Here is a 16,212-nt window from a genome sequence, read left to right on the forward strand (position 1 = left end):
GCCCGCGGACTTCACCGCGTCCGACAACCGCCCGGGCACCGCACGACCTCAGGTGTTGTACGGCTACGACGCCTTCAAGGTCAGGCGCCGGCGAGGGAGAGCTTCACCGCGAACCCGAGGAACAGCACGCCGGCCGCCGAGGTGGCCCCCGCCGTCAGCCGCTTGCGGCGGCGGAAGGCGCCGGCCAGCCGGGTGCCGCCGAAGATCAGGGCGCTGAGGTACAGCACACTGGCGAGCTGGGCCAACACGCCGAGGACGACGAAGGAGAGCGCCGGGTAGGCGTATCCCGGGTCGACGAACTGCACGAAGAAGGCGACGAAGAACAGGATCGCCTTGGGGTTGAACAGGCTGACCACCAGCGCCCGCCGGAACGGCCGTTCGACGGAGACCGCGGCAGCCTCGTCCTCGGCGAGCACCCGCTCACGGCGCGTCCGCCACATCCCCCAGGCGGCCCGCAGCATCCCGACGGCCAGCCAGGTCAGATAGCCGGCGCCCGCGTACCTCACGATCCCGAAGAGCACAGCATTGGCCTGGAGCAGCGAGGCCACCCCGGCCGCGGAGAGAGTCATCAGTACGGTGTCCCCGCACCACACGCCGGCCGAGGCCGTGTACCCGGCCCGCACCCCGCGCCGCGCGGCGACGGACAGGACGTACAGAGAGTTGGGCCCTGGAAGGAGGACTATCAGGACGAGTCCTGCCAGGTAGGTGGGAAGGTCGATGACTCCGAACATGTGCAGCAGTGTCGCACGCGGATACGACACCCGGCAGAGGTGCCCACCTCTCAAAAACAACCGGCAACACCCCAGGTCAACGCCCACCCCGCGCATCCGGACGCCTTCACCAAAGCGGCCTCTCCTCACCGTCGCAATCGACCTCGGCCCGTGAGGTCACAGGGGTGGCGCATCCCCTGCACGGCCGACGCCCGCGCGACGTTGAGCTGAACGGCCAGGTGTACTCGGGCGGTAAGTAGTACGACACCGCCACCGAGTACTTCGCCGTCGGGACCAATGGCAAGTCGGTCGACGTCGCCCGGCGGGCGCAATGGGGGCGGACGCCGCGCCGACGGCCTGGAAGTCGAACTCAACAACATCGACTACTTCGACGTGTCCTTCCAGGAGTTGTCCGACCGAGCATGTCGCCCGCCACGGTGACGGCGGCGTGCTTCGACGCTTCCGGCGCGGCAGCGACCTGGTCGCCGTGATGTGACCTGTACGGGTGTCTCAGACCCAGGGTGTCTCACGCTGCGCACCTCCGTGGACGAGACGCGCTCGCCGACGATGGTCCGGGGAGCCGAAGCGGGAATGGGACCGCGGCCGTCGGAGCGGCGCGGATAGCCTGCGCGAATGAAGCGCATTCAGCGGGCCGCCGGCGCGGTCGTCGGCTCAGCGGTGGGCGACGCTCTGGGCGGTCCCTTCGAGTTCGGTCCCCGGGGAGCCTTCTCCGCGCGCTTTCCCAGGCCTGGTGCCGGTGGCGAGATGTGCGGAGGCGGTGGCTGGGACCCCGGCGAGGCCACCGACGACACGCAGATGGCCGTCCTGGTCGCGGAGTCGCTGCTGGAGCGGGGCGGACTGGATCTGCCGGACATCTTCGCCCGCTTCCAGCGGTGGGCAGCATCGGAACCGAAGGACATCGGCTTGCAGACCGAAGACGTCCTGACCAACGGCATGCCCTGGGACCTCGCCGCCGCGATCCATTTCCAGGTCAACCAACGAGCAGCGGGAAACGGCTCCTTGATGCGGGCATCGACCTCCGCGGTCCACTTCGCGGCCGCCGGCCAAGAAGCCACCATGGACGCGGCCCGCCGCATCGCCGCCCTCACCCACGGTGACCGCGCGGCCTGGGAAGGCACCGCGATCCTCCACGAACTCATCCGCGTCACGTTCGAGGACAACGACCCCCTCATCGCGCTCCCGGACATCCTGGCTCTCGTCCACCCCGACCACCGCGGCCGTTACGCGGCAGTCCTCGCGCCCGACTGGCACCCCGAGCAGGCGACCGAGTTCAACGGTGCCGTCTGGCCCTGCCTCGGCTCCGCCGTGTGGGCCCTGCGCACCACCACCGGCTTCGAAGAGGCGATACGCGCGGCGATCGACCTCGGCGGTGACACGGACACCGTCGCCGCGGTGACCGGCGGCCTCGCGGGGGCGTACTACGGGCTGGAGGCAATCCCCGCCCACTGGACCCAGCCGCTCCATGTCCCCCTGCCGGGATTCAACGGACGGGTCCTGCACCTGGCCGATCTGCTCCACCTCGCACACCGCCTCGGAGGCTGAACCGGGTCCTGCTCGTCGCTCGACCGTCGGACGAACGCCTGCCCGGTCGCCTGCGCCGATCCGCTCCGTGGTGCTCTTCCGCCGTCTTCCGGTCGTCACTCGGAGGCCGACCCTCCTCGCAGGCCGACCCTCGCGACCCTGGCGTCGGAGCACCACGGCTGATGCTGCCTCAAGCCTTCCGATGGTCAGTCGCTGCTGACCGTTCGAGCCTCTCTACGGGCGTTTCATCACTCGGGCGAAGATCAGCCGGCGGGCTTGCCGAACCAGCGGGAGAGGTGGTCGTCCAGGTCCTGCTGATCGTCGCCGATCCAGGCGACGTGGCCGTCGGGGCGTAGCAGGACGCACGGAGCATCCAGTACCGCAGTGGGATCCGCAAGGTGATCGACCCGGTCTGACCAGCCGCCGACGGTCAAGTGCTCGGTGCGATCCAGCAGCAGTCCGCGGCCGCGACGCAGCAGGCCGTAGAGGTTGCCCTGTTTCACGTCGATGTCGCGCAGGCGGCGACCGAGCAGGTCGGGGCCTTCACCGAAGTCGTAGCGGATGCCGATCGCGGTGATCTTCTCGATGAGGTAGCGGTTCACCTCGTCGAAGTCCATCAGTTCGGTGAGCAGCCTGCGCACGGCCTGCGGGCCCGGTTCGGTGGAGTGCAGTTCCATCTGGGCGCGGGTGTTGTCCAGCACCTCCGCGGCGACCGGATGGCGTTCGGCCTGGTAGGTGTCCAGCAGTGTTGTCGGTGCCCAGCCACGAATCTGTGCGGCCAGTTTCCAACCGAGGTTGAATGCGTCCTGAATGCCCAGGTTGAGGCCCTGTCCGCCGGTGGGGGGATGGATGTGGGCCGCGTCGCCGGCCAGCAGCACCCGCCCGACCCGATAGCGTTCGGCCAGCCGGGTGGCATCCCCGAAGCGGGACAACCAGCGCGGGGAGTGCACGCCGAAATCGGTTCCGGCGATGGCGCGCAGCTGTTGTCCGAAATCCTCGAGGGTGGGCGGTTCCGCGCGATCGCTGACTCCCGCGGCGGGGACGACGACGCTGTAGGTCCCTTCACCGAAGGGCCTGAGCCAGAATCGCTTATTGGTCCTGCCGATCTCGGTCACCTTGGCGGCGACCTCCTCCTGCGGCACACCCACTTCCATCTCGCCCATCAGCGTCTCGGTCCGCGAGGGTTCACCGGGGAAGCCGACGAGTTGTTTGCGCACCGTACTGCGCCCGCCGTCACAGCCGACGAGATAGCGCGAACGCAGTTGTTCGCCGTCGGCCAGCACGACGGTCACGCCCTCCTCGTCCTGCTCGAAACCGGCCACCGCACGACCGCGCCGGACCTGCGCACCCAGCTGGGTCGCATGTTCTTCGAGCAGGTGAACGATGACCGGCTGCGGGATGCCGAGCAGATAGGCGTGCGCGGAATCCAGGCCCTGGGGCGCCGGTTTGTCGATGGCGGCGAAGAATCCGCCGGCCGGACGCTGTCTTCCGTGTTCGCGCATGCGGTCCAGCAGTCCGCGCATCGCCATCAGCTCGAGACTGCGAATGTGCAGACCGACGATGCGGACGAACGACACGGGCTCGGTTTCCTTCTCCAGAACGAGCACCCGCACATCGTGCAGCCGTAGTTCGGCGGCCAGCATCGCGCCGGTCGGCCCGCACCCGGCAATGATCACGTCGAACATGAGGGGCGCGCGATCGGCGCCCGAGGACGGCGACCGGAGAACGCCGGGGACATCGCCCACGGTGAAGTCGCGCTCGATCGTGCCGTTCGACGACGGCTCGGCGGTGAACTGCGGAGAGTCCATAGGTGTTGCCTTTCGGGAGTGCCTTGTTGTCGAGGCGCTCCCGGCGACACCTGCGTCAGTCGCCGGCCGTGACGGGAAGGGGGAGCACCCACGTCGATACAGCGTTCATGGGTCTCACCTCCTTGGGCGGTGTCGCGGTCAACTGCAAGTTACAAGCCCGAGCATCACCCAGTCCACTGCTTTCCCGGCCACGTGATCACGACTCCGAACGGACCTGTGCGGTTGCGGGGCGGATGGGCGCGGGGCATGGGGCGTGGGACGTGGGGGCTGTCACTGGAGGGAGTCGCTGCGAGCCGGTTCCTGCCGCCGCTGGTGCTGCTCGGACTGCTCGTTCCAAAGGGCGGCGAGCTCACCGAGCGCGCTGTTGAGGCGGCCGAGTTCCCACAGCAGGTAGCTGCTCGCTCCGGCGAACGGGATCCACTCGGCCCAATGGAAAATGAGAACAACCGGCATGTACAGCAGGCCGGCCAGGACCAGGAATTTGACCAGGATCTCAGCCGCGTACGTCTGCGTGCGTTCGACGCTGACATCCCCTCCGCGGCCATGGATCCATTGCAGGCGCGATCTCATGACTCCCCCTCGGACTCCGGGTGAATATCATGCCGTCCGCCGCTCTGTCAGTGCCAGTGTGCGAGGAAGTCCGCTCCGGGCACGGCCGTCCGCAACCGGGATCACCGTTGTCGATGGGGGTTCGCCTCTGCCCCGTGGACACCGAGGGCTGTCCCGCCCGCGTCGTCAGGTGTTCCGGACCGCACGGCTCGTCGTTCAGTCGGGTGTCTCGGCCGAATCCGCCGAATCCGAATCAGCGGACTCCGAATCAGTCGACTCCGACTCCGACTCCGAGCCGGCCGACTCGGAGTCGGAGTCGGAGTCGGCCGGCTCGGAGTCGTTGTTCCGGGCGGACCGCTCGATGTCGTCGTTGGTCGCGGCCCAGCTGGCCAGCAGGTTCAGGGCGTCCTGCGAGGGTGACGCGGGCTCGGCGGTGTAGGTGAGGAGGAACTGGCTGGGGCCGTCGCCGAGCGGGAAGGTCTCGAAGGGCAGGTCGAGGTCGCCGACCACCGGGTGATGGAGGAGCTTCACGCCGGTGGTGTGCATGCGGACGTTGTGAGCCGCCCAGCGGCGCCGGAATTCCTCGCTGCGGGTGGACAGCTCCCCGATCAGGTCCGAGATCCGCCGGTCGTAGAGGTCGCGTCCCGCCTCGGCGCGCAGCATGGCGACCGTGTCATTGGCTACCTCGTCCCAGTGGCGGAAGAACTCGGTCGCGCGCGGGCTGAGGAACACGAACCGGGCATTGTTCGGCGGCCGTGCCGGGTCGGCATAGACCGGGGAGAACAGGGCGCGCCCGAGGTGGTTGGCGGCCAGGATGTCCCCGCGTCCGCCGAGGACGAAAGCGGGGGTGCCGGCCATCGAGTCGAGGACGCGCTGCACTGCGGGCCGGACGCGCTGCTGGGCCGGCCGGCGGCGCGTCGGACGGGCCGGGCCGGCGCCTCGCAGGAGATCGAGCAGGTGGATCCGCTCGGCCTCGTCGAGCCGGAGTGCCTGCGCGATGCCTTCGATGACGCTCTCGGAGACGCCGGTGGCGTTGCCGCGCTCCAGCCGTGTGTAGTACTCGCTGGAAATGCCCGCGAGGAGGGCGACCTCCTCACGGCGCAGCCCGGTGACCCGCCGGCGCTCTCCGCCGTACACGGGCAGGCCGGCCTGCTCGGGGGTGACCCTGGCCCGTCGCGTGCCGAGGAATTCCCGGATCTCCGCGCGGAAATCGTCACGGATGTCGCGGTTGGTGCCTTGTGGGTCGTTTCTGCCTGCCATGCGCTTCACTCTACGAGCGCTTCGGCCGGGTTGGGGGTCCCTGTCAGTGACCCCCTCATCAGGGACTCCCACGCTCGCGTGACAGCGGGTTCTGTTGGTGGTGCACCGCCCCGGCGGTGTGAACGACCCGGGCAGGGCGGCGCTTGCGCCGCCGGTCTCCGGCTCCCGCGGTGGCGCTGTCGGTGCCGCACGCATCCCTTCGCACACACCAGGTGCCTGATCACGGCGTCTGAAAGGAATTCCCCCATGAGCAAGGTCATTCTCGTCACCGGTGCCGGACGCGGCCTGGGAACGGACATCGCCCGCGAGGCCCTCGCCGCAGGTCACCAGGTCGTCGCCACCGGCCGCCGCCCCGAGGAGGTCGAGAAGGCGCTGGGCGGACCGCAGGACAACCTGCTGGTCACCAAGCTGGACGTCACCAGCCTGGCGGAGGCCGAAGCCGCCGCGCGGGCAGCCGTCGACCGTTTCGGCCGGATCGACGTCCTGATCAACAACGCCGGGAACCTCTTCACCGGCTACTTCGAGGAAGTCTCGTCCGCGCAGATGCGCAGGCAGTTCGAGACCAACCTCTTCGGCCCGATGAACGTCACCCGTGCCGTCCTGCCGATCATGCGCAAGCAGCGCGACGGCCACGTCATCACCATCACCTCGACCGCCGGTCTGGTCGGCATGGAATTCACCTCCGCCTATGCCGCCTCCAAGTTCGCGGAGGAGGGCTGGATGGAGTCCCTGCGCTACGACGTGGAGCCGTACAACATCCGCACCACCGTTGTGGAGCCCGGCTACTTCCGCACCGAACTCCTCGTGGACGGTTCCACCACCTGGCCCGAGCTGTCCATCGACGACTACGCGCCGCGCACCGCCCCGCGGATCGAGGGCATGAAAGGCATGAACGGCCGACAGCCCGGCGACCCGGCCAAGCTCGCCCGCGCCCTGCTGGCCATCGCCGACCAGGAGACGCCGCTGCTGCGCTTCGTCGCCGGTGCGGACGCCATCGAGGCCGCCGAGGCCAAGGCGCGGGAGCTCCTCGCCCAGGCCGAGGCATCCCGCGACCTGGGCGGCGCCCTGGCCTACGACGACGCCCACGCCTGAGCAACACGACCCGCAACCCCACAACCCGCCGAAGCACGGTCCGGCAGCCGGTGGCGCACCGAACTGCTCGTCGGCGCTCGCACACCATGACCATCGACCGGTCCTGACGGCCGTCACGAAGGAGTACCTGATGAAGCACGTATCACTGGGTGGGCTTGATGTCTCCCGCATCGGTCTGGGAGCCATGACCATGGCCGGCACCTACACCACGGGCGGGGGGCTCGATGACGCAGAGTCGATCCGCACCATCCACCGTGCGCTGGACCTCGGGGTCACCCACATCGACACCGCCGAGATCTACGGCCCCTTCCACAGCGAGGAGCTCGTCGGCAGGGCCATCAAGGGCCGCCGCGACGACGTCGTCGTGGCGACGAAGTTCGGTCTCGTCTCCCACGCCGGCGACGGCCCCGGCGTCATCGACAGCAGCGCCGGCAATGTGAAGGCCGCGGTCGAAGGCTCGCTCCTGCGGCTGGGCACCGACCACATCGACCTCTACTACCAGCACCGCGTCGATCCGAACACACCCATCGAAGAGACGGTCGGCGCGCTGGCCGAGCTGGTCGCCGAGGGCAAGGTACGCCACATCGGACTCTCCGAGGCCGGCCCCGAGACGATCCGCCGGGCCCACGCCGTGCACCCGGTGGCCGCCCTGCAGACCGAATACTCGCTGTGGACCCGCGATGTCGAGGCAGAGATCCTCCCGCTGCTGCGCGAGCTCGGTATCGGATTCGTGCCCTACTCCCCGCTCGGGCACGGACTGCTGACCGGGCAGATCCGCACCGTCGAGGACTTCGCCGACGACGACTGGCGCAAGACCAACCCGCGGTTCACCGGCGAGAACTTCCGGCGCAACCTGCGCATCGTCGACGAGGTGCAGGCCATCGGCGCCGAGATCGGAGCCACTCCGGCACAGACCGCGTTGGCGTGGCTGCTGACCCGCGGTGACGACATCGCCCCCATTCCCGGCACCCGGCGGGTCTCGCGCGTCGAAGAGAACACCGCCGCCGACGCCATCGAACTCACCACCACGCAGCTCGACCGCCTGAACAGCCTCACGCCGGCCGCGGGCGAGCGCCACGACGAGGCGAACATGGCCAGCATCGACCACTGATCCGACGCCCCGGCGCTGTCCTGACCCGTCACGCCCGTCACGCCCTTCACATCCGTAGGGCCGGACCCGCCCGCATCCCTGCACCCACTTCACCGATCACTGCAAAGGTTCCTCATCATGTCCAAGGTTCTCCTGGTCGTAGGCCACCCCGACCTGTCCCGGTCGAAGGCCAACGCGGCTCTCGTGGACGCCGTCCGCGATCTGGCTCACGTCACCGTGCACGACCTCTACGCCACCTACCCCGACTTCCAGATCAACGCCGAAGCCGAGCAGGCGCTGCTGGCCGAGCACGATGTGATCGTCTTCCAGCATCCGGTGTTCTGGTACAACACCACTCCTCTGTTCAAGCAGTGGCAGGACAAGGTCTTCACCCTGGGCTGGGCCTTCACCATGGACGGCTCCGCCTCGAAGCTGGCCGGCAAGAAGGCCGTCGTCGCCGTCACGGCCGGCGTCCCCGCCGAGCACTACACCCCCGAAGGCGCCAACAAGGCCACCCTGGAGACCCTCCTCGGCAACTGGCACGCGACCCTGCGGCTGTGCCAGTTCGACATCCAGCCGATGGTCAAGCTGTACGGCACGGCTTTCGGACTCTCCGAGAAGGACCTGACCACCGCCGCCAAGCAGTACAACGAACTGCTCTCCTCCTTCGCCGCCTGACCGCGCTTCCGGGGCCCCTGCCGGCAGGGGTGAGGGGCCCCGGAGAGGTTGACGGCAGACGGGAGGTGGGGTCAGCGGGCGAGGGAGACGGCGAAGGGCTTGAAGCCGTGTCGGCGCAGGATGTGGGGCACGACCAGGATCATGGCTTCGGTGGCGCGCGCCGTGGTGATGTCCCCGAGGTCCTCGATCCACGCGGGCTGCCAGCCCAGGTCGCCGAGGAGGCCGGTGACGGTCTTCTTGGCGCGTTCGTCGTCGCCCGAGACATAGGCGGTCGGCGGGGTGGCCAGGATGTCCGGGGCGGTCATGACCATGAACAGCATGGTGTTGAGAGTCTTGACCACATGGGTGTCGGGGAGGGCGGCCTGGAGTTGTTCGGCGAGGCTGCTGCCGGGGTAGCACAGGTCGCCGGGCAGTCCGCCGGCGTCGCGCGTGGCGTTGGAGACGTCGACGAGGATCTTTCCGGCGAGTTCGCCGCGCAGGTCGGTCAGGCGGTCCAGGGCGCTGTCGCCGGGCGTCGCGTTGATCACGATGTCGGCGGTGCGGGCCGCGGTGCGCTGGTCGGAGCAGGAGATGCCGGGGTGGAGGTCTTCGGTGGGCGCCGCTGACTGCGCCTTCGGGTTCCGGCGGCCGAGGATGACGTCGTGTCCGGCCGAGGCGAGCGTGTCGGCGAGGTTGGCGCCGACGCGACCGGCGCCCAGGATGCCGATGCGGGTCATGAGGTGATGCTCCTTGCGGTGTCGGGCGGGAGGGACGGGGCGGGTCGCTTCGCGGTCGGACGATCGGCGACAGGACCTCGCGGGCGGCGGCGTGGATGCCGGGGCAGCGGCCAGGAAGTCCCGGCCGGCCGTGCTCCAGGGCTCGCCCGCCAGGTCGGTGACGGTGCCTCCGGCCTCGGAGACCAGCAGGGCACCGGCGACCAGCCCGGAGCGGACGTCGGAGAACTGCCAGAACACGTCCATGTGTCCGGCGGCGACCTGGATGAGCTGCATCGTGGCGGGAACGGACACGCGCACCACGAGTGCGTCGGTGAGCATGGCGGTGACCGACTCGCCGATCCGCCGGAAGGTGTGCTTGTCCTCGCCGGGCCTGGCCTGACCGGTGCCGACGAGCGCGGCGCCCAGGTCGGTCTTGGCGGACACCTTCAGGGGCCGGCCGTCGAGGCGGGCACCGCCACCGGCGACGGCGGTGTAGGTTTCGCCGGTCAGCGGCAGATGGACGACGGTGAGTACCGGCCGGTTGTCGCTGACCAGGGTGGCGGTGACGGCCCAGTCCGGCATGGCGTGGACGTGGTTGATGTTTCCCTCGGCGGGATCGACGACCCACCTTTCCCCGGGCGGGAGCGCGCCGCCGGCCAGCTCGTCCTCGGCCCACTGCGATCCGGGCCGGGCCCGCAGCAACGGTTCCCGCAGCAGGTCCAGCACGGCGTCGTCGTTGGCGTGGATCTCGTCGACGACCTCGTCCAGGCTGACGCCACGGGCGTGCGGGGTGTAGCGGTCGCGCAGCGTGAGGCCGGCGGCCTTCACGGCGGCGGTCACATCGGACATGAGTGTCGTGCCGGCGTCGAAAGGCATGACTGTGCTCATGGCGGGCTCCTGGGATTCGATCGGCTGCGGGGCGACTTGTCTCGCACCAAGCGGGTGTTCACCGTGCGCCGGCACGACGCCCTGGTCGCCGCCTGCGGCACGGCCCTGATCATCGCCGTCCACCAGCAGGCCCCCGGCGTCCAACTGCGACTGCCTGCCGAGTCCGGACGGACACCCCCGAGCTACGAAGGGGTGCGGTGGACCTCGAATCCAGCTCCGGTCGGCCGACGCTTCCGGACATCCGCCACCGTCTCGTCGGCCGCGATCAACTCGTTGTCGCCGTCCGGCCCGGCCACCCGCTCACCGAAGGCCCGCTCAGCCTCGAACGCTGCGTGGCCGCCGAACACCTCAAGAAGTTGAGGGGGCGGGGGCAACCCTGCCCCCGCCTCATGAGTCACACACGCGCCACCTGATTCTCATTGGTCCGGAAAGGGCCCCACCTTCTGTGATGACTCGTACCCGGCTGACCGCGCTCGCCGCGACGGCCGCCCTCGCCGCCACCGGCGATCTGATGATCGCCGCCCCGGCCTCCGCGGCCGTCACCTGCGCCTCTCCCGTCTGGAAAGCGCAGTACTTCGGCAACTCCACCTTCAGCGGCACGCCGAAGCTGACCGCCTGCGACTCCGCCGTCAACGAGAACTACGGGTACGGCGACCCGACCGGTGTCACGCTGCCCAAGGACAACTTCTCCGTCCGCTGGTCCCTCACCCGGGACTTCGGCTCCGGCGGCCCCTTCCGGCTCTCCGCCGCCACGCAGGACGGCATGCGGGTCTACGTCGACGGCGTGCAGAAGATCAACCTGTGGAAGAACGTCTCCACCACCGCGCGCAAGACCGTCGACCTGACCGTCCCGGCCGGCAAGCACACGCTGCGCGTGGACTACGTCGCCTGGACCGGCCTCGCCCACGCCACGTTCACGTACGCCCCGCGCACGGAGGCCGCCGTCGACACGGTCAAGCCGCTCGCCCCCACCGGTCTGACCGCCGCGTACAACCGGGACACCGCGAAGACCACCCTGCGCTGGGCCGCGAACAAGGAGATGGACCTCGCCGGTTACCGCGTCTACCGCCGGCTGGGCACCACCCAGTGGGTGAGGGCCGGCGGCTCGTCGCTGCTCGCCTCCCCGTCCTTCGTGGACGCGACGCCCGCGACGGGCCAGACCTTCCTGTACGAGGTCCGCGCCGTCGACAGGGCGGGCCGCGAGTCCGTCGGCAGCCTCGACGCCACCGCGGTGACCGTGGACCGCACGGGCCCGGCGGCGCCGACCGGTCTCACGGTCATCGGCGACGCGTGGTGGGCCACCCTGGCCTGGCAGGGAGCCGCCGACGCCGCGACGTACGAGGTGTACGCCGCCTCCGCGGCCACCGGCCCGTTCGAGCTGCTGGGCACGACGACCACGACGTCGTACCGCACCGACGCTCCCGTGAACACCGCCCGCTTCTACCGGGTCCGCGCTCTCGACGCGCTCGGCAACCCGTCGGGGTACGCCGCCGTCACCGGCGACGGCGTCGACCGTACGCCGCCGAAGTCCCCGACCTCCCTCGGCTCCGTCGTCCGCGTCGGCTACACCGACGTGTACTGGAAGCAGCCCGACGGCTTCTACGAGGACTTCGACAACGGCGGCACCTACCGCGTCTACCGCTCGCCCGGCAAGACCCTCGACCCGGCCGCGCTCACCCGCGTGACCTGCGCCGAGGAGAGCGACGAGACCAGCACCGGCGGCCTCTGCCACGACCTGGACATGCCCGCGGGCGCGTACGTGACGTACGCGGTCGCGGCGGTGGACCCGGCCGGCAACGAGTCGGCGCTGTCCGCCCCGCTCGTCGTCCGCACCGGCGACCGCGTCGCACCCGGGCCGGTCACCGGCGTGACGGCCACCCCGCGCGCCGACGGCATCCTCATGAGCTGGGCGGCCTCGACCGAGGACGACGTCGAGCGCTACGCGGTCTGGACCGGCGTCCGACAGGCCGACGGCACGGTCAAGTGGCTCACCACTGCCTCCTGCCGGGAGGGCACGAGCGACCCGCTCGCGGTCCTCTGCGGCGACCTGCCGGACGGCGAGACGTACGTGTACGCGGTCGTCGCCAGGGACCTCTGGGGCAACGCGCTGCCCCCGAGCGACCCGAAGGTCACGGTCGTCGAGGCCACCGAGCTGGATGTCCGGCCGTCCGTGACGGTCACCCGGGACTGGGACCTCGGCAGCCTGGGCCACGGCACCGTGATCGGCGGACCCGACGAGGACGGGCCGTCCATCAGCTGGCGGTGCGACAAGACGGCCGAGTGCGACACCGTCGCGGGCTATCGGGTCAGCAGGTGGAACGCGGCCACGCAGGCGTACGAGCCGCTGCACGCCGGGCTCCTGCCGGCGCAGACCCGCGCCTACACGGACACCGCGGCCGCCCGGGGGACCACGCACTTCTACACGCTGGAAGCGGTGCGCGCCGACGGCGGTGTCGCGGGCACGTACGTGTGGAACTGCGTCTTCCAGGACCGCGTCTAGCAGCCGGTCGGGCATCGTGGGGGGCCCTGCTGTTCCCCTGATCGTCGCGGTCTGCCTCGCTGGGGTCGGAGGCGTCAGGCTGAGTGGAGGTTTTCCTTTCCACACCGGCCGGACGCCACCTACCGGCACGGACGCCACCTTCTTCGGCACGCTGCCTCTCGGCGGCTTCGTCCGGCCTTCGGCCGTGCCCGTGCGAACGGCGTGTGGACGGGACTCCAGGTCGGCACGCGCTCGTCACCAAGGCGCGGCCGACCGCCCCGAGAACCCGGAACGAAGGAGCCTGGACCATGAGCAGCGAGAACAGGGCCGCCAAGGAGATCGTCGTCGTCATCGGCCCCGGCAGCATCGGTCTGGCCATCGCCCGCCGGGTCGGCAGCGGCCGCACGCTACTGCTGGCCGGCCATGACGAGAAGGCCTCGCAGGCCGCCGCCGAACAACTGCGCGGCGAGGGCTACGAGGTGGCCGTCCAGGCCACCGACATCTCCGATCCGGCCCAGGTCGAGGCGCTGGCCGCCACGGCCGCCGGGATGGGTGCGGTCACCCAGGTGATCCAGGCCGCCGGTGTCTCCCCCACCCAGGCGACCGTCGAGCGGCTGCTGCACGTCGATCTGCTCGGCACGGCGTACGTCCTCGACGCGTTCGCCCGCGTGATCGCGCCCGGCGGGGCCGGCATCGTGGTCGCCAGCATGGCCGGGCACCGCGAGAGCCCCTACACACGCGAGATCGAGCACGCGCTCGCGACCACCGAGACCTCGCGGCTGCTCGCGCTGCCGTTCCTGCAACCCGACGCGATCGGGTCGTCCGTCCACGCCTACGCCCTGTCCAAGCGGGCCAACTCGCTGCGCGTGCAGACCGCAGCCGCCGTGTGGGGCAGGCGCGGAGCCCGCGTCAACGCCGTCAGCCCCGGCGTGATCATCACCCCGCTGGCTCTCGACGAGCTCTCCGGCCCGCGTCGCGAGTGGTTCGAGACGGTGCGCGAGGTCTCTGCCGCCAAGCGCTTCGGCACCTCCGAGGAGGTCGCCGCGGCCGCCGCCTTCCTGCTCGGCCGCGAGGCCGGCTTCATCACCGGAGCCGATCTCCTGATGGACGGCGGCGTGACGGCGGCACTGCGCGCCGGCGAGCTGACCACTCCGTGACGAGACGAGAGCCAGGGCCCTCGGGCGGGGAAAATCAGGACAGCGGGGAGGCGGGATCGTCCTGTGCAGCCGCCGACCGGTCGTCGGGTGCCGGTGTCCGCAGCGCGGGCTGCTCCCGCCCGAGCAGGTCGAGCAGCACCATCGCGTCGTGATCCGGGGTGCCGGGCTCGGCGTAGTACGTCACCATGCGGTGGCCGGGGGTGCCCTCCAGTTCCATGGACTGGTAGCCGAGGGTCAGGTCGCCGACCTCGGGGTGGTGGAAGGTCTTGCGGCCGTAGGAGTGGCCCTTGACGTCGTAGCGCTCCCACAGGCGCGCGAACTCCGGGCTCTTCATGAGGAGTTCACCGGCGAGCCGGGTGAGGTCCGGGGCGTCGGGGTCGATGCCGGCCAGGGCGCGCAGCCGGGCCACGCAGCCGCGGACCTGGGTGTTCCAGTCGTGGAACAGCTCACGCGAAGCGGGGTCGAGGAAGAGGTAGCGAGCGATGTTGCGCTCCCTGGCCGGCCAGTCCTGGATGCCGGGGAGGAGCCGCATTCCGCCGGGGTTGGCGGCGAGCAGGTCGTTGGTGCGGCTGACGACGTGCGCGGGGTGCGGGCACAGACTCTCCAGCAGCAGTTTCACGCCGGGCCGGACCGTACGGCTGGGCGCGGCCGGGGCCCCGTCCGCGCAAGCCTCGGTCGCACTGCGCGCGGCGCGGGCGGCCAGGCTGCGCAGGTGCTCGTGCTCGTCGTCCTCCAGCAGGAGGGCGCGGGCGAGGGAATCGACCACGGACGCGCTGGGCCTGGTCTCCTTGCCGCGCTCCAGGCGGACGTAGTAGTCGATGCTGATCCCGGCCAGGGTGGCCAGTTCCTCGCGGCGCAGCCCGGGCGTACGACGCAGGCCGGAACCGGGCGTCAGACCGACCTCCTGCGGGGTCACCCGGGCCCGGCGGGCGCGCAGGAAGCGCCCCAGCTCGGTGCCCCCGCCGTTGTGCTGCTCGCTGTTCATGCCTTCCAGTCTGCGGGTCCTCGCCACCTCTGCGGCTGTGCGTGGGGGGCCCTGTCACACCCCGGAATGCCGCTCCCCGGCACAGCCCGGCCTGCCACAGGGCGGGCAGGGCGGGGAGAGTCGATGTCATCGGAGATCTCCCACTCGACGGCCTCACGCCGGCCGGCCCGGAACCAGGCGTCGACGCGGACCACCGATACGCATTCCGATCAACACAGCTGGGAGAAGTCTCATGCGAGCAACGCTGATGTACGGCGCCGGAGACGTGCGCGTCGAAAGCGTCCCCGATCCGAAGATCCAGCACCCCACCGACGCCGTCGTGCGTGTCGTGCGCTCCTGTGTCTGCGGCAGCGACCTGTGGCCGTACGCGTCGATGCCCGCCTCCGAGGAGGGCAGGCGCATGGGCCACGAGTTCCTCGGTGTGGTCGAGGACGTCGGCTCGGAGGTGGCCGGGCTGAAGTCCGGTGACCTGGTGGTCGCCCCCTTCGTCTGGGCGGACAACACCTGCGACTTCTGCAGCGAGGGGCTGCACACCTCCTGTCGGCACGGCGGCCAGTGGGGCCCGAACGGTGTGGACGGCGGGCAGGGCGAGGCCGTCCGTGTGCCGCAGGCGCAGGGCACGCTGGTGAAGCTGCCGGTCGCCGAGGACTCGGCTCTGCTGCCGTCCCTGCTGACCCTCTCCGACGTGTACTGCACCGGCCACCACGGCGTCGTGACCTCCCGGGTCGCGCCCGGAAAGTCGGTGACGGTGATCGGCGACGGCGCGGTCGGGCTGTGCGCGGTGCTGGCCGCCAGGCGGCTCGGCGCCGAGCGGATCATCCTCATGGGCCGGCACACGGACCGCACCGACCTCGGCCGCTACTTCGGCGCCACCGACGTCGTGGCCGAGCGCGGTGAGGAAGGCATCGAGCGCGTACGGGAGTTGACCGGTGGCGACGGTACGCACGCGGTGGTGGAGGCGGTCGGTGCCACGCAGGCGATGGACACGGCGCTGAGCATCGTCCGCCACGGTGGTGTGATCAGCAGGCTCGGAGTCGCGCAGTACACCGAGATCCCGCTCGGCTTCGAGTCGATGATGGGCAACATCACGGTCACCGGCGGCGCCGCTCCGGCGCGTGCCTACATCGAGGAACTGCTGCCCGACATCCTCGACGGCACGGTCGAGCCGGGCCGGGTCTTCGATCACACCGTCGGCTTCGACGGCGTGCCCGACGGCTACCGCGCCATGGCCGACCGGACGGCTCTGAAGGTCCTGATCCGGCCCTGACCGACCGGCGTC

At 70.4% G+C, this 16,212-nt stretch carries 14 protein-coding genes and 1 pseudogene; 8 read left to right on the plus strand and 7 right to left on the minus strand.

Annotation, left to right across the window (positions count from 1 at the left end; genetic code table 11):
• Positions 1–80: 80 nt before the first annotated feature.
• Positions 81–731, minus strand: coding sequence for a leucine efflux protein LeuE (leuE, locus tag OG933_RS02805; protein WP_405625125.1), 651 nt, complete (start codon positions 729–731; stop codon positions 81–83).
• A gap of 612 nt (positions 732–1,343) precedes the next feature.
• Here leuE and OG933_RS02810 point away from each other — a divergent pair.
• Positions 1,344–2,273: an ADP-ribosylglycohydrolase family protein gene (locus OG933_RS02810; RefSeq protein ID WP_405625127.1), complete on the plus strand. Its 930-nt coding sequence runs from the start codon at positions 1,344–1,346 to the stop codon at positions 2,271–2,273.
• A gap of 242 nt (positions 2,274–2,515) precedes the next feature.
• Here the strand turns inward: OG933_RS02810 and rox are convergent, their stop codons facing one another.
• From rox to OG933_RS02825, 3 genes are all read right to left on the minus strand, one after another.
• Complete coding sequence (rox, locus tag OG933_RS02815) at positions 2,516–4,060, minus strand: rifampin monooxygenase (RefSeq protein ID WP_405625128.1); 1,545 nt, start codon at positions 4,058–4,060, stop codon at positions 2,516–2,518.
• Between the two features lie 270 nt (positions 4,061–4,330).
• A complete protein-coding gene (locus OG933_RS02820) occupies positions 4,331–4,630 on the minus strand; it encodes a hypothetical protein (protein WP_362532618.1) in 300 nt (99 codons plus the stop codon).
• Positions 4,631–4,825: 195 nt separating this feature from the next.
• A complete protein-coding gene (locus OG933_RS02825; RefSeq protein WP_405625129.1) occupies positions 4,826–5,869 on the minus strand; it encodes a helix-turn-helix domain-containing protein in 1,044 nt (347 codons plus the stop codon).
• Between the two features lie 246 nt (positions 5,870–6,115).
• Here OG933_RS02825 and OG933_RS02830 point away from each other — a divergent pair, with 246 nt between their 5' ends.
• The 3 genes from OG933_RS02830 to OG933_RS02840 all read left to right on the plus strand — a co-directional run bounded on the left by OG933_RS02830 (position 6,116) and on the right by OG933_RS02840 (position 8,729).
• Positions 6,116–6,961: an SDR family oxidoreductase gene (locus OG933_RS02830; protein ID WP_362532612.1), complete on the plus strand. Its 846-nt coding sequence runs from the start codon at positions 6,116–6,118 to the stop codon at positions 6,959–6,961.
• Positions 6,962–7,091: 130 nt separating this feature from the next.
• On the plus strand, positions 7,092–8,072 hold the full coding sequence (locus OG933_RS02835) for an aldo/keto reductase (protein WP_362532609.1): 981 nt from the start codon (positions 7,092–7,094) through the stop codon (positions 8,070–8,072).
• A gap of 117 nt (positions 8,073–8,189) precedes the next feature.
• A complete protein-coding gene (locus OG933_RS02840; RefSeq protein ID WP_362532605.1) occupies positions 8,190–8,729 on the plus strand; it encodes an NAD(P)H-dependent oxidoreductase in 540 nt (179 codons plus the stop codon).
• A gap of 71 nt (positions 8,730–8,800) precedes the next feature.
• Here the strand turns inward: OG933_RS02840 and OG933_RS02845 are convergent, their stop codons facing one another.
• Both OG933_RS02845 and OG933_RS02850 read right to left on the minus strand, forming a co-directional pair.
• Positions 8,801–9,445, minus strand: a complete 645-nt coding sequence (locus tag OG933_RS02845; protein WP_405625131.1) for an NADPH-dependent F420 reductase — start codon at positions 9,443–9,445, stop codon at positions 8,801–8,803.
• Between the two features lie 61 nt (positions 9,446–9,506).
• A pseudogene (locus tag OG933_RS02850) lies at positions 9,507–10,312 on the minus strand (inositol monophosphatase family protein); the annotation flags it as partial.
• A 197-nt stretch (positions 10,313–10,509) separates the two neighbouring features.
• On the opposite strand from OG933_RS02850, the gene OG933_RS02855 reads away from it, so the two are divergent.
• From OG933_RS02855 to OG933_RS02865, 3 genes are all read left to right on the plus strand, one after another.
• On the plus strand, positions 10,510–10,725 hold the full coding sequence (locus tag OG933_RS02855; RefSeq protein WP_405625132.1) for a hypothetical protein: 216 nt from the start codon (positions 10,510–10,512) through the stop codon (positions 10,723–10,725).
• A 35-nt stretch (positions 10,726–10,760) separates the two neighbouring features.
• Positions 10,761–12,812, plus strand: coding sequence for a PA14 domain-containing protein (locus OG933_RS02860; protein ID WP_405625133.1), 2,052 nt, complete (start codon positions 10,761–10,763; stop codon positions 12,810–12,812).
• A gap of 287 nt (positions 12,813–13,099) precedes the next feature.
• Positions 13,100–13,948 (plus strand): SDR family oxidoreductase, encoded by an 849-nt coding sequence (locus OG933_RS02865; protein WP_405625134.1) that lies wholly within the window; start codon positions 13,100–13,102, stop codon positions 13,946–13,948.
• Positions 13,949–13,982: 34 nt separating this feature from the next.
• Here OG933_RS02865 and OG933_RS02870 read toward each other — a convergent pair whose 3' ends face one another.
• Positions 13,983–14,933, minus strand: a complete 951-nt coding sequence (locus tag OG933_RS02870; protein ID WP_362532596.1) for a helix-turn-helix transcriptional regulator — start codon at positions 14,931–14,933, stop codon at positions 13,983–13,985.
• Between the two features lie 232 nt (positions 14,934–15,165).
• Between OG933_RS02870 and OG933_RS02875 the strand changes: the two genes are divergently transcribed.
• Positions 15,166–16,200, plus strand: a complete 1,035-nt coding sequence (locus OG933_RS02875; protein ID WP_405625135.1) for a zinc-binding dehydrogenase — start codon at positions 15,166–15,168, stop codon at positions 16,198–16,200.
• Positions 16,201–16,212: the final 12 nt, after the last annotated feature.

Source organism: Streptomyces sp. NBC_00016, assembly GCF_045040885.1.
In the GTDB taxonomy this organism is placed as follows: Bacteria; Actinomycetota; Actinomycetes; order Streptomycetales; family Streptomycetaceae; genus Streptomyces; species Streptomyces coriariae.

What these genes read in the sequence shown, in the direction of transcription:
- OG933_RS02860 (WP_405625133.1), top strand. Translation starts at nt 10,761, where the DNA reads ATGACTCGTACCCGGCTGACCGCGCTCGCCGCGACGGCCGCCCTCGCC.
- OG933_RS02825 (WP_405625129.1), bottom strand. Translation starts at nt 5,869, where the DNA reads ATGGCAGGCAGAAACGACCCACAAGGCACCAACCGCGACATCCGTGAC.
- leuE (WP_405625125.1), bottom strand. Translation starts at nt 731, where the DNA reads ATGTTCGGAGTCATCGACCTTCCCACCTACCTGGCAGGACTCGTCCTG.
- OG933_RS02810 (WP_405625127.1), top strand. Translation starts at nt 1,344, where the DNA reads ATGAAGCGCATTCAGCGGGCCGCCGGCGCGGTCGTCGGCTCAGCGGTG.
- OG933_RS02820 (WP_362532618.1), bottom strand. Translation starts at nt 4,630, where the DNA reads ATGAGATCGCGCCTGCAATGGATCCATGGCCGCGGAGGGGATGTCAGC.
- OG933_RS02830 (WP_362532612.1), top strand. Translation starts at nt 6,116, where the DNA reads ATGAGCAAGGTCATTCTCGTCACCGGTGCCGGACGCGGCCTGGGAACG.
- OG933_RS02835 (WP_362532609.1), top strand. Translation starts at nt 7,092, where the DNA reads ATGAAGCACGTATCACTGGGTGGGCTTGATGTCTCCCGCATCGGTCTG.
- OG933_RS02875 (WP_405625135.1), top strand. Translation starts at nt 15,166, where the DNA reads ATGCGAGCAACGCTGATGTACGGCGCCGGAGACGTGCGCGTCGAAAGC.
- OG933_RS02840 (WP_362532605.1), top strand. Translation starts at nt 8,190, where the DNA reads ATGTCCAAGGTTCTCCTGGTCGTAGGCCACCCCGACCTGTCCCGGTCG.
- rox (WP_405625128.1), bottom strand. Translation starts at nt 4,060, where the DNA reads ATGGACTCTCCGCAGTTCACCGCCGAGCCGTCGTCGAACGGCACGATC.
- OG933_RS02845 (WP_405625131.1), bottom strand. Translation starts at nt 9,445, where the DNA reads ATGACCCGCATCGGCATCCTGGGCGCCGGTCGCGTCGGCGCCAACCTC.
- OG933_RS02870 (WP_362532596.1), bottom strand. Translation starts at nt 14,933, where the DNA reads ATGAACAGCGAGCAGCACAACGGCGGGGGCACCGAGCTGGGGCGCTTC.
- OG933_RS02865 (WP_405625134.1), top strand. Translation starts at nt 13,100, where the DNA reads ATGAGCAGCGAGAACAGGGCCGCCAAGGAGATCGTCGTCGTCATCGGC.